Origin of the sequence: Streptomyces sp. NPDC050759 (assembly GCF_044456945.1) — a bacterium.
GTDB lineage: Bacteria > Actinomycetota > Actinomycetes > Streptomycetales > Streptomycetaceae > Streptomyces.
This window is the reverse complement of the sequence record NZ_JBITGI010000002.1, coordinates 823,484-840,588: the sequence shown is the minus strand read 5'-3', so window position 1 is coordinate 840,588 and position 17,105 is coordinate 823,484. Positions and strand designations below refer to the sequence as shown.

The window sequence follows — 17,105 nt, the reverse complement described above, 5'->3', positions numbered from 1 at the left end:
GCGGACGCAGCCGTTGCCAAGAGGCATCGGTCGCGCGCATGTTCGAATTGTAAATCCGTGCTGACAGCACAACTCGTGAGTAAGTGCTAAAAGCACAAACCCCTCCGCGCCTTACCCCAAGCGCGGCATCCCCGCCGGTCAGGCGGCGAAGGAGATGGTTAACGTGTCCGCTACGCCCGTGCTGGCGTTGCGCGGAGTCTCCAAGCGATTCGGTGCGGTGCAGGCCCTCACCGATGTCGAACTGGAGGTCCACGCCGGTGAAGTGGTCGCCCTCGTCGGCGACAACGGCGCCGGAAAGTCCACGCTGGTCAAGACGATCGCCGGTGTGCATCCCATCGATGAGGGCATCATCGAGTGGGACGGCAGCCCGGTCAGCATCAACAAGCCGCACGACGCCCAGGGACTCGGCGTCGCGACGGTCTACCAGGACCTCGCCCTGTGCGACAACCTCGACGTGGTGGGCAACCTCTACCTCGGACGCGAGCTGCTGCGCCGCGGCATCATCGACGAGGTCTCGATGGAGCAGAAGGCCCGCGAACTGCTGAGCACGCTCTCCATCCGCATCCCGAGTGTGCGCATCCCGATCGCGAGCCTCTCCGGCGGTCAGCGTCAGGTCGTCGCCATCGCACGCGCCCTGATCGGCGACCCCAAGGTCGTGATCCTGGACGAGCCCACCGCCGCCCTCGGTGTCGAGCAGACCGCACAGGTCCTCGACCTGGTCGAGCGGCTGCGCGAGCGCAACCTCGCCGTCATCCTCATCAGCCACAACATGGCCGACGTGAAGGCCGTCGCCGACACCGTCGCCGTGCTGCGACTGGGCAGGAACAACGGGTCCTTCTCGGTGAAGGACACCAGTCAGGAAGAGATCATCTCCGCCATCACGGGTGCCACGGACAACGCCGTGACCCGTCGTGCGGGGCGTCGCAGCACGGAGGCCGCGAAGTGAGCGACACATCCAAGGTTTCCAAGGCGGACGCCGCCGAGGGCCAGACCACGGTCGCCCCCGCCGACGATCCCACCGCCGCGCCGGTCGCGACGGTCGACCCCCGGTTGCTGGTCCGCGAAGAGGGCCTCAAGGGCTACTGGACCGAGTTCACGCGCAAGGTCAAGGGCGGTGAGCTGGGCTCGCTGCCGGTCGTGATCGGCCTGATCGTCATCTGGGCGATCTTCCAGTTCAAGAACGACCGCTTCCTGAGCGCCGACAACCTCTCCAACATCAGCTACTACATGTCGGCCACCGGCATGATCGCCATCGGCCTGGTGTTCGTGCTGCTGCTCGGCGAGATCGACCTGTCGGTCGGCTCGGTCAGCGGCCTGGCCTCCACCCTGTTCGCCGTGTGGGTGGTGCAGCACGGCATGAACGCCTGGCTGGCGCTGCTCCTGGCGATTCTCGTAGGTCTCGCCATCGGTGCGCTGCACGGCTGGTTCTTCGCCAAGATCGGGGTGCCGGCATTCGTCGTCACCCTGGCCGGCCTCCTCGGCTGGAACGGCCTGATGCTGTGGCTGCTGGGCTCCAGCGGCACCATCAACATCCCGTCCGACTCCGGTCCGGTCCACCTGCTCGGCCAGAACTCCTTCTTCATGGACCAGGCCATCATCGGCGGGTACCTGCTGGCCGGCCTCGCCGTCGTGCTGACCCTCGTCGGCAACTTCGGCGAGCAGCGGCGCCGCAAGGCCGCGGGCGTGCCCTTCCGGCCGACCGGCGAGATCCTGGTGCGCGTCGGCGCCCTCGCGGTGGCGTCCTTCGTGGCCGCCGCCGTGCTCAACAACGCCAACGGTGTCTCCAACTCGCTGGTGATCTTCCTGGCGGCGCTGGTGATCGTCGACTTCGTGCTGCGGCGTACCACGTACGGCCGCAAGGTCTTCGCGGTCGGCGGCGGCATCGAGGCGGCCCGTCGTGCCGGTATCAACGTGCCGATGGTCCGGATCACCGTCTTCGCCATCTCCGGCGGGTTCGCGGCGATCGGCGGTATGTTCTTCGCCGGTCAGACCGCGAGCGCGACGCTGTCCGCCGGTGGCGGCAACACCCTGATGCTCGCCATCGCGGCGGCCGTCATCGGCGGTACGTCGCTGTTCGGCGGCCGCGGTTCGGTGTGGTCCGCCCTCCTGGGCATGCTGGTCATCCAGTCCATCACGACCGGTCTGGACCTGCTGAACATGAACGCCTCGATCCAGTACATGATCACCGGCGGTGTTCTGCTGGGCGCGGTCGTCATCGACTCGGTGTCGCGAAGGTCTCAGAAGGCCTCGGGTCGCGGATAACACCGCAGGGGGCAGCCCCTCCAGGTCGATCCTCCTGCCCGGCACCCACAAGGTGCCGGGCAGGATTGTTCTCGTAGAACATTAGACTCGACCCGCCCGGCAAAGCTCGATCAGCTCTACTGCAAGGAGGCACGGGTGCCGCTGCTGACCCGCATCAGGGGACCGCGTGATCTGGACCGGCTCAGCCTTGAGGAGCTGGACCAGCTGGCGGGGGAGATCAGGAGCTTCCTCGTCGGCGCGGTCTCCAAGACCGGCGGCCATCTCGGCCCCAACCTCGGTGTGGTCGAGCTGACCATCGCCCTGCACCGGGTGTTCGACTCGCCCAGGGACCGGGTGCTCTTCGACACCGGCCACCAGGCGTATGTGCACAAGCTGCTCACCGGGCGGCAGGACTTCTCCAGGCTGCGCTCCAAGGGTGGGCTGTCCGGCTACCCCTCGCGCGCCGAGTCCGAGCACGACGTCATCGAGAACAGTCACGCCTCGACCGTCCTCGGCTGGGCCGACGGGCTCGCGAAGGCCAATCAGGTGCTCGAACGGGACGACCACGTCGTCGCCGTGATCGGTGACGGTGCCCTGACCGGCGGTATGGCCTGGGAGGCGCTGAACAACATCGCCGACGCCAAGGACCGGCCGCTGGTCATCGTCGTCAACGACAACGAGCGGTCCTACGCGCCGACCATCGGCGGCCTCGCCAACCACCTGGCCACCCTGCGCACCACCGACGGCTACGAGCGCTTCCTCGCCCGCGGCAAGGACCTGCTGGAGCGCACCCCCGTCGTCGGCAGGCCGCTCTACGAGACCCTGCACGGGGCCAAGAAGGGCCTCAAGGACTTCATCGCGCCGCAGGGCATGTTCGAGGACCTCGGCCTGAAGTACGTCGGCCCCATCGACGGCCACGACCTCGAGGCGCTGGAGTCGGCGCTGGCCCGCGCCAAGCGGTTCGGCGGCCCGGTCATCGTGCACTGCCTCACCGAGAAGGGCCGCGGCTACGAGCCCGCCGAGCAGGACGAGGCCGACCGCTTCCACGGCATCGGCCCCATCCACCCGGACACCGGCCTGCCGATCAAGGCCTCCGCCGCCAGCTGGACCTCCGTCTTCGGCGACGAGATGGTCAAGCTGGGCCGGGAGCGCGAGGACATCGTCGCCATCACCGCGGCCATGCTCCAGCCGGTCGGCCTGAAGAAGTTCGCGGACACCTTCCCGGGGCGCATCTACGACGTCGGCATCGCCGAGCAGCACGCGGCCGTGTCGGCGGCGGGCCTCGCGACCGGCGGCCTGCACCCCGTCTTCGCCGTCTACGCCACCTTCCTCAACCGTGCCTTCGACCAGGTCCTCATGGACGTCGCCCTGCACAAGTGCGGGGTGACCTTCGTGCTCGACCGGGCCGGCGTCACCGGCGACGACGGCGCTTCGCACAACGGCATGTGGGACATGTCGATGCTCCAGGTCGTCCCGACGCTCCGGCTCGCCGCCCCGCGCGACGCCGAACAGCTGCGCGCCCAGCTGCGGGAGGCCGTCCAGGTCGACGACGCGCCGACCGTGCTGCGCTACTCCAAGGGCGTCGTGGGACCTGCCGTACCCGCCGTGGGCACCGTCGGAGGCATGGACGTCCTGCGCGAGCCGGGGACCGACACGCCCGACGTGCTCCTCGTCTCCGTCGGCGCCCTCGCCCCCATGTGCCTGGAGATCGCCACGCTCCTCGACAAACAGGGCATCTCCGCCACCGTCGTCGACCCGCGCTGGGTCAAGCCCGTCGACGAGGCCATGGCCCCGCTCGCCGAGCGGCACCGCGTGGTCGTCACCGTCGAGGACAACAGCCGGGTCGGCGGCGTCGGCTCGGCGATCGCACAGGCCCTGCGGGACGCGGGCGTCGACGTCCCGCTGCGCGACTTCGGCATCCCGCCGCGCTTCCTCGACCACGCCTCCCGCGCCGAGGTCATGGCGGAGATCGGCCTGACCGCCCCCGACATCGCCCGCCAGGTCACCGGCCTGGTCTCCAAGCTGGACGGCCGGTACAGCGACAGCGCGGCCGAGGCGGAGCCCGCCCGCGACTGACACGGCCGAATGGGCCGGCCGTACCACTCGTGACAGTGGTACGGCCGGCCCGTTCGCGTGAATCCGCCCGCGCCGGGGCATACGACCTACGCCCCCTCTCGATCATGTCGAGGACGACACAGCGTGGGAGGTACCCGTGAGCAGCACCCTCTTCCGGACGAAGAAGGTCGAGCAGTCCATCCTCGATACCGAGGAGCCAGAGCACGCGCTCAAGAAGTCCTTGTCCGCGCTGGATCTGACCGTCTTCGGTGTCGGCGTCATCATCGGCACCGGCATCTTCGTCCTGACCGGCACCGTCGCCAAGAACAACGCCGGACCGGCGGTGGCCCTGGCCTTCGTCGTGGCCGGCGTCGTCTGCGCGCTCGCCGCGCTCTGCTACGCCGAGTTCGCCTCCACCGTCCCGGTGGCGGGATCGGCGTACACCTTCTCCTACGCCTCCCTCGGCGAACTGCCGGCCTGGATCATCGGCTGGGACCTGGTCCTGGAGTTCGCGCTGGGCACGGCGGTGGTGTCCGTCGGCTGGTCCGGCTACATCGCCTCGCTGCTGGACAACGCGGGCTGGCATCTGCCGGAGGCGCTCGGCAGCCGCGACGGGGCCGACGGCTTCGGCTTCGACATCCTCGCCGCCGCGCTCGTCCTGGTGCTGACCGGCATCCTCGTGCTCGGCACCAAGCTCTCCGCGCGCGTGACCTCGATCGTCGTCGCCATCAAGGTGACGGTCGTGCTGACCGTGATCATCGCCGGCGCCTTCTTCATCGAGGGCGACCACTACGACCCGTTCATCCCGAAGGCGCAGGCGGTGCCGGCCGGTGACAGTCTCCAGTCACCGCTGATCCAGCTGATGTTCGGCTGGGCGCCCTCCAACTTCGGCGTCATGGGCATCTTCACCGCCGCCTCCGTCGTCTTCTTCGCCTTCATCGGCTTCGACGTCGTGGCCACGGCCGCCGAGGAGACCCGGAACCCGCAGCGCGACATGCCCCGCGGCATCCTCGGCTCCCTCCTGATCTGCACGACCCTCTACGTCGCCGTGTCGATCGTCGTGACGGGCATGCAGAAGTACACCGACCTCTCCATCACGGCCCCGCTCGCCGACGCCTTCAAGGCCACCGGGCATCCCTGGTTCGCGGGATTCATCAGCTTCGGCGCCGCGGTCGGCCTGACGACGGTCTGCATGATCCTGCTGCTGGGCCAGACCCGGGTCTTCTTCGCGATGAGCCGCGACGGACTGCTGCCGACGTTCTTCTCCCACGTCCACCCGAAGTTCAGGACCCCGCACCGTCCGACCATCCTGCTCGGCGTGATCATCGCGATCGTCGCCGGCTTCACGCCCCTGAGCGAACTCGCCGAACTGGTCAACATCGGCACCTTGTTCGCGTTCGTGGTGGTCGCCATCGGCGTGGTCATCCTCCGCAAGTCCCGCCCCGACCTGCCCCGCGCCTTCCGCACCCCCTGGGTGCCGGTCGTCCCGATCCTCTCGGTCCTGGCCTCCCTCTGGCTGATGCTCAACCTGCCGACCGAGACCTGGCTGCGGTTCGCGATCTGGATGGTCATCGGCTTCGCCGTCTACTTCCTCTACGGCCGTAGCCACAGCCTTCTCGGACGGCGCACGGCGGCGACGGCCGACAACCCGCAGTAACACATACGTTCCGCCCACCGGCCCCGTATGTCCTGTTCGGTCAGGATGTGCGGGGCCGGATAGCGTGCCGCTCATGCCCGCAGAGCTCCTGCTCCCGTCACCTTCCGTATCCGATTCCCGTACGGCGTACTGGAGCCGACTGCTGCCCCCGCTCGCGGCCCTGGCCTGCGTGACGCGCATCCCGTCCTTCACGCGTCCCCTCTGGAACCCGGACGAGGGCTACCTCGCCGTACAGGCACGGCTGTTGGCGCAGGGCGGACAGCTCTACGAGACGGTCGTCGACCGCAAACCGCCCCTCGTGCCGTGGCTCTACGAGGCCGCGTTCGCGGTGACGGGCTCCGGCACGCTGGCCGGGGTGCGGGTCCTGGCGGTCCTGGCCCAACTCCTCACCGCCGCCCTGCTGGCCTCCCTGGCCCGCCGCCGCTGGGGCGACACCTCCGGCCGTACCGCCGGAGTGCTGTACCTGCTGATCTCCGTCGGCCTGAACCCCGAGGACGCGCAGGCCGCGACCTTCGAGGTGTTCCTCCTGCCCTGCACGGCCGCCGCGATGTGGTGCGCGGACCGGCGGCGCTGGGGCGCGGCGGGAACGGCGGTCGCGTGCGCGTTCCTCACGAAGCAGACGGGCGGGGCGGTGCTGCTGCCCGTGCTCTGGCTGTACGCCGCCTCGGGCGCGGGGCGCCGGGATGCGCAGCGGCTCGTGGCGGGGGCGTTGACGCCGGTGCTGTGCGCGGCGCTGGTGACGGACCCGGCCGGCTTCCTGTTCTGGACGGTGACGGGTTCGGGCGCGTACGCGACGCCGGCCGGCTCCGAACTCCACGTACTGACAAGGGCATTGGTCAACACCGGGATCGTTCTGGTGGCCTGCGCGGGACTGATCGCGCCTGTCGTACGGGCCCGGCGCGCGCCGACCGCCGATCTGTGGCTGTGGCTGCTCGCGTCGGCGGGAGCGGTGCTGCTCGGCCTCCACTTCTTCGGCCACTACTACCTCCAACTCCTCCCGCCGGTCGCGCTCCTGGCCACGGGGGCGCTTCGCGCGGTGCCGTACGACCGCACGATCACGGCGGTGCTCACCTCGGCCTGCGCGTGCGCGCTGTTCCTGACGTGGGGTGTGCTGGCCCCTCGCACCGACCTCGACCACGCACGCCGTGTCGCGCAGGCGGTGTCGTCCCGTACGCCGCCCGGAGATCCGGTCCTGATCTGGGGGATGCACCCGGAGACGTACTGGCTGGCGGACCGCGCCCCGGCCACCCGCTATCTGACGGCGGGTCTCCTCACGAACTACAGCGGGGGCCGGGACGGCGGGCGGGTGGGGGAGAGGTATGCCGTGCGGGGTACGTGGCCGGTGTTCCGGCGCGAGGCGGTCTCGGCGGCCCTGGTGGTGGACGACTCCCGCGGCAAGCCGTACGCGCCGGAACGAGTGCGGGGCCTCCGGCGGTTGTTGGCGGCGGGGTACGAGGAGGTGGGGACGGTGGAGGGGGCGGTGCTGTACGTGAAACGGCGGTAGGGGTGCGTTGTCGGCTGCGGGCCGGTGGGGGCTGGTCGCGCCCACGCGGCGGAGCCGCATATCGATACAGCCCCGCGCCCCTAAAGGTGGGTCCAGTGCACGTACCTCAGGGGCGCGGGGGAACTGCGCGACCAGCTACGACGGACCCGCAGCCGCTCACTCGCAGTACCCGCACCTCATGGCCGAACCGTCCGCGGCCCCGCCACCTCCGCCCCCAACTCCCCGACCCTCCGCCGAAGTTCACGGTCCGCCGTGACCACCAGCACCGGACGCTCACCCGCCTCCGCCACCAGCTCCACCATCCGGTCGTCGCCGCTCCCCGCCGCCGACTCCACCCGAACCCCCGGCACGGACTCCACCCCCCGAGCGGCCCCCTCCACCACCAGCACGATCTCCATCGCACCGTCCCGCCCCGGCACCCCGTCCACCGCCAGCCGGTCCCGCAACCGCTCCGCCGCCCCCCGCCGGTCCCGCCACCACCCGTCCGGCACCGACCCGACGACATTCGCGGCATCCACGACGACCAGCAGCACGTCACTCATGCGCCCAGCGTCCCACGACCGGCCCACCCGAAGACGGCACCGGCCGCCCGATTAGAGTGGGCCCGTGTCAATGGTCCGTACAGTGAACGGCGACTGGCTCATCCGCGCCCGCGACGGCCGACTCGGCGTCTACGCCACCCGCGACGAAGCCGTGTGGTGCAGGGCGGAGCGCCGCCCGGGCGGCGACACCTGGCTGCCCTGGCGCAAGGTCGGCGGCGACCAGCGCCTGCACCCCGGGCTCGCCGTGGGACACGGCGCCGACGGCTACGCACACCTCGTCTCCTGGCGCCCCACCAAGGCCGAAGAAGCGGGCCTCGTGCACTCCACCCACTTCCGCGTCCACCTCGCCGCCCTCGACTGGAGCCCGGTCGGCCACCCCGACAGGGCGGGTGCCCGCACCGGCGTCCCCGCCGTGGCCGTCGACGCGGAGGGCCGTGCGCATGTCTTCGTCGGTAACCGCGGCACCGGCGTGCACGTCCGCATCCAGAAGGAACGCGGCGGCTGGAACGCCTGGTGCGACCTCAAGGGCTCTGACGTGCACGGGGAACTGGCCGCCGTGACAGGGGAGTCGGGCCGGGTCGAGCTGTACGGCACCAACCCGGACGGCATCCTGCGCTGGCTCCAGGAGGAGGCGGGCGCGCCTCCCGTACCGGCCGACCCGCTGCCCGTCCGGGTCGAGCCGGGCACCCTCAGCGCGCTGCCCACCTCCAAGGAACACACCACGCTGTTCTTCGCGGACCCCGGGGGCATGCTCTACGCCTGGCGCCCGGACACCGAGCCGACCCCCCTGCTCGCGGCGGCCGGTCCCGGCCCGGCGGCCCTGCTCCGCTGCACTCTGGACGGCCACGACTGCACGCTGCTCGCCCAGCGTTCGGCCTCCGGCCGGGTCGCCTTCGCCGCGTGTCCGACCGAGCAGGAGTCGGCGGGCCTGTGGTGGACGGAGTCCGGGCCGCAGTTGCCGGTGGGCACGGCCGTGGCCCTCGCCGAGGACGCGGACGGCCGTGTCGTCGCCGCCACGGTGACCCCCGACGGGGAGCTCCGGATCGCCCGGCAGAAGGACGAGCCGGGACTGGCGCTGGCGGCCTGGCGGGCAGTCTGAGCGACCCCGGACTCGAACAGCCAAGCGTCGCACGTGTGTGCGGGGTTCGTGATGGAATGGTGATCCAATCCGGTACGGACAAGGGGGATTCCCATGGCAGTGGGACGAAGACTGTTCCTCGGCGCGTTCACGGCGGGGGCGGTGACCGTCGCCGCCAACGGCACGGAGGCGGTCGCGGTGGGTGACTACACCGACTACACGGCACCCGCCCAGTTCTGGACCCAGTCGACGACCGCCCACGCGGTCACCGCCGTCATGGCGGCCACCTCCGGGTCCGGCGCCGCACTCAACGTGGCCTCGAAGAACCCGCAGACCTCGGCCCTGAACGTCACCGGCGTGGAGAACGCCCGCGGCACGGTGAAGATCACCCACGACGGTTACGCCGACGGGTCGGACGCCGACGGCTCCGCCCTGTCCATCGACCTCCTGACGCACGGCGTCACGGACCAGAGCGGCGGCACCGCCGCCCAGGGCATCTTCGTCACCGCCACCAGCGGCGCGACCAAGGGCGCCCTGCTGGTCCTGCGCAACAACAAGGGACTGGACGACCTGGTCGTCAAGGGCAGCGGCCGCGTGGGCATCGGCGTCAGCCGGGGCGACACCCCGCAGTCCCAGCTCCATGTCGTCCAGGTGGCCCAGGACGCCGCGTCCGCCATCCTCGCCGAGGGCGCCGTACGGCTCGCGGACGTCACGGCCACGCCGAGCAACGCGCCCGCCGCGCTGGGCGGTGGCTCCCTCTACGCCCAGGGCGGCGCGCTGTACTGGAAGGGCGGCAGCGGCAAGGTCACGCAGCTGGCACCGGCGTAGGGGGCACCATGGAACTGACCCCCGAACAGCTCGTCGCCGAGTTCCAGGACGCCGTCATGGAGCTGTACTTCGCCCGCAAGCGGATCGCGCATCTGGAGACGGAGAACGCCGAGTTGAGGGCGCGACTGACGGCGGCCGACGCGTCCGGTGAGTGAAAAGAGGGCCTCCGCCGCCGCGGAGGCCCTCTTCACCGTCGTACGACCGGTCGCTACGCCGGAACCGACGCCACGCCCGGAGCCAGGAACTTCTTGCCGTTCACGCGCTCGGAGACACCCTCGCGGTCCAGGTACGGCGTGATGCCGCCCAGGTGGAAGGGCCAGCCGGCGCCCGTGATCAGGCAGAGGTCGATGTCCTGGGCCTCGGCGACGACACCTTCGTCGAGCATGAGCCCGATCTCCTGGGCGACGGCGTCGAGGACGCGGTCGCGGACCTGCTCCTCGGTCAGGACGACATCGCCCTGCTTGAGCAGCGCCGCGACCTCGGGGTCGAGCTCGGGCTTGCCGCTGTCGTAGACGTAGAAGCCGCGCTTGCCCGCCTTGACGACGGCCGCGAGGTTCGGGGAGACCGTGAAGCGGTCCGGGAAGGCCCGGTTGAGGGTCTCCGAGACGTGCAGACCGATCGCGGGACCGACCAGCTCCAGGAGGACGAGAGGAGACATCGGCAGGCCCAGGGGCTCCACCGCCTTCTCCGCGACCTCGACCGGGGTGCCCTCGTCGATGACGTTCTGGATCTCGCCCATGAAGCGGGTGAGGATGCGGTTCACGACGAACGCCGGGGCGTCCTTGACCAGCACCGCGGTCTTCTTCAGCTTCTTGGCGACGGCGAAGGCGGTGGCCAGCGACGCGTCGTCGGTCTGCTCGCCGCGGACGATCTCCAGGAGCGGGAGGATCGCGACCGGGTTGAAGAAGTGGAAGCCCACGACCCGCTCGGGGTTCTTCAGCTTCGACGCCATCTCGGAGACCGACAGCGAGGAGGTGTTGGTGGCGAGGATCGCGTGCGCCGGGGCGACCGCCTCGACCTCCGCGAACACCTGCTGCTTGACGCCGATCTCCTCGAACACGGCCTCGATGACGAAGTCCGCGTCCGCGAAGCCCTCGGCCTTGTCCAGCACACCGGTGACCAGCGCCTTCAGGCGGTTGGCCTTGTCCTGGTTGATACGGCCCTTGCCGAGCAGCTTCTCGATCTCGGCGTGGACGTAGCCCACACCCTTGTCGACGCGCTCCTGGTCGATGTCGGTCAGCACCACCGGCACCTCGAGGCGGCGCAGGAAGAGCAGCGCGAGCTGGGAGGCCATCAGACCGGCGCCGACGACGCCGACCTTGGTGACCGGTCGGGCCAGGTTCTTGTCCGGGGCGCCCGCGGGACGCTTGCCGCGCTTCTGCACCAGGTTGAACGCGTAGATGCCGGAACGCAGTTCGCCACCCATGATCAGGTCGGCGAGGGCCTTGTCCTCGGCGTCGTAGCCCTGCTGGAGGTCGCCGTTCTTGGCGTTGGCGATGATGTCGAGGGCGCGGTAGGCGGCCGGAGCGGCCCCGTGCACCTTGGAGTCCGCGATGAAACGGCCCTTGGCGACGGCCTGGTCCCAGGCCTCGCCGCGGTCGATCACCGGGCGGTCGACGACGATCTCGCCCTTGAGGACGGACGCCGTCCACAGCAGGGACTGCTCCAGGAAGTCCGCGCCCTCGAACAGGGCGTCGGCGATGCCCAGTTCGTAGACCTGCGCGCCCTTGAGCTGCTTGTTCTGGTTGAAGGAGTTCTCGATGATCACCGAGACGGCCTTGTCGGCGCCGATCAGGTTCGGCAGCAGGGTGCAGCCGCCCCAGCCGGGGACCAGACCGAGGAAGACCTCGGGGAGCGAGAAGGCGGGCAGGGCCGCGGAGACCGTGCGGTAGGTGCAGTGCAGACCGACCTCGACGCCACCGCCCATCGCGGCACCGTTGTAGTACGCGAAGGTCGGCACCGCGATACCCGCGAGGCGCTTGAAGACCTCGTGGCCGCCCTTGCCGATGGCCAGCGCGTCCTTGTGCTCCTTGAGCAGCTCGACGCCTTTGAGGTCGGCGCCGACGGCGAAGATGAACGGCTTGCCGGTGATGCCGACACCGACGATCTCGCCGGCCGAGGCCTCCTTCTCGACCTGGTCGATGGCGGTGTTGAGGTTCGCCAGCGAGGCCGGGCCGAAGGTGGTCGGCTTGGTGTGGTCGAGGCCGTTGTCCAGCGTGATGAGTGCGAAGCGGCCCGCGTTGAACGGCAGGTCCAGGTGACGTACGTGGGCCTGGGTGACGACCTCGTCCGGGAACAGCTCGGCCGCACCCTTCAAGAGCTCAGTGGTGCTCACTTGCTGCCTCCGGCGTCCTTGTGGTTCGGGTTCTCCCAGATGACCGTCGCGCCCATGCCGAAGCCGACGCACATGGTGGTCAGGCCGTAGCGGACCTCGGGCTGCTCCTCGAACTGACGGGCCAGCTGCGTCATCAGACGCACACCCGAGGAGGCCAGCGGGTGACCGAAGGCGATCGCGCCGCCGTACTGGTTGACGCGCTCGTCGTCGTCCGCGATGCCGTAGTGGTCGAGGAAGGCCAGGACCTGGACGGCGAAGGCCTCGTTGATCTCGAACAGGCCGATGTCGGAGATGGACAGGCCCGCCTGGGCGAGCGCCTTCTCGGTGGCCGGGATCGGGCCGTAGCCCATGACCTCCGGCTCGACACCCACGAAGGAGTACGAGACGAGGCGCATCTTCACCGGCAGGTCGTTCTCGCGGGCGAAGTCCTCGGACGCGATCAGGGAGGCGGTGGCGCCGTCGTTCAGACCGGCCGCGTTACCCGCGGTGACCCGGCCGTGCACACGGAACGGCGTCTTCAGGCCGGAGAGGTTCTCCAGGGTGGTGCCGGGACGCATCGGCTCGTCGGCCGTCACCAGACCCCAGCCGGTCTCACCGGCCTCCGGGTTGGTGCGGCGCACCGAGATCGGCACCAGGTCGGCCTGGATCTTGCCGTTGGCGTACGCCTTGGCGGCCTTCTCCTGGGAGCGCACGGCGTACTCGTCGGCGCGCTGCTTGGTGATGTGCGGGTAGCGGTCGTGCAGGTTCTCGGCGGTCATGCCCATGAACAGAGCGGACTCGTCGACCAGCTTCTCGCTCACGAACCGCGGGTTCGGGTCCACGCCCTCGCCCATGGGGTGGCGGCCCATGTGCTCGACACCACCGGCGATGGCGATGTCGTAGGCACCGAAGGCCACGGAACCGGCCACCGTGGTGACGGCGGTCAGCGCGCCGGCACACATGCGGTCGATGGAGTAGCCCGGGACGGACTGCGGCAGACCGGCGAGGATCCCCGCGGTACGGCCGATGGTGAGCCCCTGGTCACCGATCTGCGTGGTCGCGGCGATGGCGACCTCGTCGATCTTCTTGGGGTCGAGACCCGGGTTGCGGCGCAGCAGCTCCCGGATCGCCTTCACGACGAGGTCGTCGGCGCGGGTCTCGTGGTAGATGCCCTTCGGGCCCGCCTTGCCGAACGGGGTGCGGACGCCGTCGACGAAGACGACGTCCCTGACGGTACGAGGCACGATGGCTCTCCTCCAGATGCGGGATCTGCACTGCTGCGATGCGCTGAGCGCGCGCTCAGACCCATGCTACTTATGAGTAACGTGACTGCCCACCCCTGGAGGCCGGAGCGGCGAAGGTCACACCGCGGGAGGCGCGGTGGAGCCCCTCGGGGTCAGGACCGGAGTGGGCACGGGGTGCGAACCCGGCCCCTCCCCGGTGATCACCCCGAACAGGGTCCGAGCCGCCTCCGCGCCGAATCCGTGCACGTCATGGCTCATCGCGGAGAGCGTGGGATGGGTGAGCCGGCAGAGCTGGGAGTCGTCCCAGGCGAGCAGGGAGACGTCGCGCGGAACGCTCAGGCCCATCTCCGCCGCGACGGAGAGTCCGGCCACCGCCATGATGTCGTTGTCGTAGACGATCGCCGTGGGCCGGTCCGACGGCGGGGCGGTCAGCAGGGACCGGGTGGCCCGCCCTCCGGCCTCTCCCGAGTAGTCGGTGGTCACCTGCCAGGCCCCCGCCAGCTCCAGGCTCCGCGCCGCCTCGTCGAACGCGGCCGTCCTCATCGCCGTGTGCCCGAGCGCCGCCGCACCCCCCACCCGGGCGATCCGCCGGTGCCCCAGCGCCGCCAGATACCGCACGGCCTCCGTCACGGCGGTGGCGTCGTCGGTCCACACGGACGTGAGGCTGCCGGTGAACGCGGGATGCCCCACCGCCACCACCGGCAGGCCCAGCCGCTCGGTCGCCGCGACGCGCGGATCGTCCGCCCGGAAGTCGACCAGGATCGACCCCCCGACCTGCCGTCCCCGCCACCACGACTCCTGCAGCCCGACCTCCTCCTCCACGTTCCGTACGAGTCTCAGCAGCAGCGAGCAGTTCCGCTCGATCAGCACGCTCTCCACGCCCGACACGAACTCCATGTAGAAGGGTTCGAGCCCCAGCAGCCGGGCCGGCCGGCAGATCGCGAGACCCACCACGTCCACCCGCGACCCGGCCAGCGTCCGTGCCGTGAGGTTCGGCGCCCAGCCCAGCTCTTGCGCGGCCCGGAAGATCCGGTCCCGGGTCGCCTCCGACAGCCCCGGCTTGTGGTTGAAGGCGAGCGAGACGGCCCCCTTGGACACACCGGCGCGCGCGGCGACGTCCTTGATCGTGACGCGCGAGGCCGGCTGGGCTGTCATCGGCTGGGCTCCAGGCAGTACAGGGCGGACCGGGCGGCGTCCGGATCAGGAGTCTCCCAGCCGCTGACCCCGATGGTCACCCGCTCCCCGGGCAACAGCGTGACCAGCCCCCGGTCGGCCCGCGCCGCCGGATCCAGCCGGTCCGCCTGGAGCAGCAGATCCCGTACGAGAGTGTGTGCCGTCACGGTCACGGCCCCCGGCGCCACGGCCACGTCGAACTCGGGCTGCGGGTACGGGATTTCACGGTCCGGCGCAGGGAAGTGCACGGCCCGCAGCCCGCCCGCGTCCGCCACCAGGAACTCCTTCGGCCCCACCGGGTCCAGCTCCCGCGGCACCGACACCTCGGCGACGGCCCGCCGCCCCGCACGGAACTCCACGTCCGCCTCGCCGATCACCGTCCCCTCGACCGACATCCGCCGCAGCCGCACGGCACCCGCCCACTCCTCGGCCGTCTGATTGACGATGGCCAACACCCGCCCCCGCAGCGTCAGCAACCGGTCCGCGTACAGGCGCCGCAGCTCGTGATACAGCGGCTTCTCCCGCCCGTCCCCGTCGATCGCGGCCCAACTCGTCACCGGCCAGCAGTCGTTGAGCTGCCACACCACTGTCCCCGCGCACACCGGCCAGTGCGACCGCCAGTGCTCGATCCCGGCGGCCACGGCCCGCGCCTGGTTGACCTGCATGAGGTAGTGCCAGCGGTCGAAGTCCCCCTCGGGAAACGCGAAATGGCGTTCCAGTCCGCGGCGCAGCTTGCCGTTGCCGTCGTCGGCCTTCTGGTGGTGCAGCATGCCGGGGGAGTCCGCCGCGAGTACCTCCCCGGGCAGCGCACGCGCCAGCGTGGCGTACGCGGGCGGTGCCTGCCAGCCGAACTCCGCCACGAATCGCGGCACTTCAGCGCGGTACTCGGCGTAGTCCTCCCGGTTCCACACCTCCCAGGAGTGGTGCGTCCCGTGCGCCGGATCGTTCGGGTGGTGCTCCCACGACCCGGACCAGGGACTCCCCGCCGTGTACGGCCGCGTGGGGTCCAACTCGGCCACCACCCGCGGCAGTACGCCCAGGTAGTACCCCTCGCCCCAGGAGTCCCCGACGAGTCGCTCCTCCCATCCCCAGTCCCGGAACCCCCACAGGTTCTCGTTGTTGCCGTTCCACAGCACGAGCGAGGGATGCGGCATCAGCCGTACGACGTTCTCCCGGGCCTCCGCCTCCACCTCGCCCCGCAGCGGCTGCTCCTCCGGGTAGGCGGCGCACGCGAACGGGAAGTCCTGCCAGACCAGCAGCCCGAGCTCGTCACAGGCGTCGTAGAAGTCCTCGCTCTCGTAGATCCCGCCGCCCCAGACCCGCACCAGGTCCACCCCGGCCTCGGCCGCCTGTCCCAGGCGCTCCCGGTACCGCTCACGGGTGATCCGGGAGGGGAACACGTCGTCCGGGATCCAGTTCACGCCGCGCGCGAAGAGCCGCTCGCCGTTGACGACGAGGGTGAACCCGGTGCCGTGTGCGTCGGCCGCGCGGTCCAGCTCGACGGTACGGAAGCCGACCCGGTGCCGCCACACGTCCAGCGGGCGGCCCTCGTGCACAAGCGTCAACTCGACGTCGTACAGAGGCTGTTCACCGTACCCACGCGGCCACCACAGCCCCACGTCGGGCACTTCGAGGCGTACGACCCCCTCGGTGCCGTCAACGGAAGCGCTCGCCCGCACCCCGCCCACGGAAGCCTCGACCCTCAGCGGCGCCTCGACCCGGGCCCGCTCGACCTCGACAGCCAACTCCACGACGCCCAGGCCCTGTTCGCCGACGGTCACGAGCGGCCGCACCCGGGCGATCCTGGCCGTCGACCACCGCTCGAGGCGCACCGGCCGCCAGATCCCGGCCGTCACCAGTGTGGGCCCCCAGTCCCAGCCGAACGAGCAGGCCATCTTGCGGAGGTACTGATACGGCTCGGCATACGCGGCGGGCCGCTCACCCAGCTTCCCGCGCACCGCCTCGGCCTCGGCGTAGGCGGACACGAACCGCACGGCGAGCCGTCCGGACATGCCGGTCACGTCGAACCGATACGAGCGGTGCATGTTCCTCGTCCGGCCCAGGAGCCGGCCGTCCAGATGAATCTCGGCCACGGTGTCCAGACCGTCGAAGACGAGGTCGGTCTGCTCATGCCCGTTCACGGGCACGAGGTCGGTCTCGTAGGTCCAGTCCCGCCGCCCCACCCACGCGACCTCGGTCTCGTTGCGCCCGAGAAAGGGATCCGGGATGACTCCCGCCGCCAGCAGATCGGTGTGCACGCATCCCGGTACGACAGCGGGGAGTTCGTCCACCGTGCCGTCGGAGTGTCGCAGGATCCATCCCTCGGTGAGCGGTGTGGCCTGAAGCATGTACACACTCCCTAAACCGATCAAGTCCTGTGCTGCGGACACCTTTTGGCATGGCTGGCATCGTTGGCGAGATAGGGACTTTACCGGTTAAGAAAACGTTGTCAGAGTACCGAACCAGCCA

General features: G+C 70.3%; 13 protein-coding genes. 8 read left to right on the top strand and 5 right to left on the bottom strand.

Annotated elements, in window-relative coordinates; all coding sequences use genetic code 11:
- Positions 1-154 precede the first annotated feature (154 nt).
- The 5 genes from ACIBJB_RS09525 (at position 155) to ACIBJB_RS09505 (ending at position 7,457) form a co-directional block, all read left to right on the top strand.
- Positions 155-946, top strand: a complete 792-nt coding sequence (locus ACIBJB_RS09525; protein WP_063805510.1) for an ATP-binding cassette domain-containing protein — start codon at positions 155-157, stop codon at positions 944-946.
- Complete coding sequence (locus ACIBJB_RS09520; protein WP_398928237.1) at positions 943-2,262, top strand: sugar ABC transporter permease; 1,320 nt, start codon at positions 943-945, stop codon at positions 2,260-2,262. Before ACIBJB_RS09525 ends, ACIBJB_RS09520 begins: the two co-directional genes overlap by 4 nt.
- Positions 2,263-2,397: 135 nt before the next feature.
- The gene (gene dxs / locus ACIBJB_RS09515; protein WP_398928235.1) at positions 2,398-4,317 is read left to right on the top strand and encodes a 1-deoxy-D-xylulose-5-phosphate synthase; all 1,920 of its coding nucleotides are present in this window, start codon (positions 2,398-2,400) and stop codon (positions 4,315-4,317) included.
- A 136-nt stretch (positions 4,318-4,453) separates the two neighbouring features.
- The gene (locus ACIBJB_RS09510) at positions 4,454-5,953 is read left to right on the top strand and encodes an amino acid permease (protein ID WP_398928233.1); all 1,500 of its coding nucleotides are present in this window, start codon (positions 4,454-4,456) and stop codon (positions 5,951-5,953) included.
- A gap of 73 nt (positions 5,954-6,026) precedes the next feature.
- Complete coding sequence (locus ACIBJB_RS09505) at positions 6,027-7,457, top strand: ArnT family glycosyltransferase (RefSeq protein WP_398928231.1); 1,431 nt, start codon at positions 6,027-6,029, stop codon at positions 7,455-7,457.
- Between the two features lie 176 nt (positions 7,458-7,633).
- Here ACIBJB_RS09505 and ACIBJB_RS09500 read toward each other — a convergent pair whose 3' ends face one another.
- Positions 7,634-7,999, bottom strand: a complete 366-nt coding sequence (locus ACIBJB_RS09500) for an NTP pyrophosphohydrolase (protein WP_398928229.1) — start codon at positions 7,997-7,999, stop codon at positions 7,634-7,636.
- A 70-nt stretch (positions 8,000-8,069) separates the two neighbouring features.
- Here ACIBJB_RS09500 and ACIBJB_RS09495 point away from each other — a divergent pair, with 70 nt between their 5' ends.
- The 3 genes from ACIBJB_RS09495 to ACIBJB_RS09485 all read left to right on the top strand — a co-directional run bounded on the left by ACIBJB_RS09495 (position 8,070) and on the right by ACIBJB_RS09485 (position 10,060).
- Positions 8,070-9,098, top strand: a complete 1,029-nt coding sequence (locus ACIBJB_RS09495; RefSeq protein WP_398928437.1) for a hypothetical protein — start codon at positions 8,070-8,072, stop codon at positions 9,096-9,098.
- Positions 9,099-9,191: 93 nt separating this feature from the next.
- On the top strand, positions 9,192-9,905 hold the full coding sequence (locus tag ACIBJB_RS09490) for a hyaluronoglucosaminidase (protein ID WP_398928227.1): 714 nt from the start codon (positions 9,192-9,194) through the stop codon (positions 9,903-9,905).
- An 8-nt stretch (positions 9,906-9,913) separates the two neighbouring features.
- Complete coding sequence (locus tag ACIBJB_RS09485; protein ID WP_398928225.1) at positions 9,914-10,060, top strand: hypothetical protein; 147 nt, start codon at positions 9,914-9,916, stop codon at positions 10,058-10,060.
- Positions 10,061-10,113: 53 nt separating this feature from the next.
- On the opposite strand, the gene ACIBJB_RS09480 is transcribed toward ACIBJB_RS09485, so the two are convergent.
- The 4 genes from ACIBJB_RS09480 to ACIBJB_RS09465 all read right to left on the bottom strand — a co-directional run bounded on the left by ACIBJB_RS09480 (position 10,114) and on the right by ACIBJB_RS09465 (position 16,984).
- Positions 10,114-12,240, bottom strand: coding sequence for a 3-hydroxyacyl-CoA dehydrogenase NAD-binding domain-containing protein (locus ACIBJB_RS09480; RefSeq protein ID WP_398928223.1), 2,127 nt, complete (start codon positions 12,238-12,240; stop codon positions 10,114-10,116).
- A complete protein-coding gene (locus tag ACIBJB_RS09475; RefSeq protein ID WP_062036163.1) occupies positions 12,237-13,463 on the bottom strand; it encodes an acetyl-CoA C-acyltransferase in 1,227 nt (408 codons plus the stop codon). Before ACIBJB_RS09475 ends, ACIBJB_RS09480 begins: the two co-directional genes overlap by 4 nt.
- A 117-nt stretch (positions 13,464-13,580) precedes the next feature.
- The gene (locus ACIBJB_RS09470; RefSeq protein ID WP_398928221.1) at positions 13,581-14,618 is read right to left on the bottom strand and encodes a LacI family DNA-binding transcriptional regulator; all 1,038 of its coding nucleotides are present in this window, start codon (positions 14,616-14,618) and stop codon (positions 13,581-13,583) included.
- Complete coding sequence (locus ACIBJB_RS09465) at positions 14,615-16,984, bottom strand: glycoside hydrolase family 2 protein (RefSeq protein ID WP_398928219.1); 2,370 nt, start codon at positions 16,982-16,984, stop codon at positions 14,615-14,617. Before ACIBJB_RS09465 ends, ACIBJB_RS09470 begins: the two co-directional genes overlap by 4 nt.
- Positions 16,985-17,105: the final 121 nt, after the last annotated feature.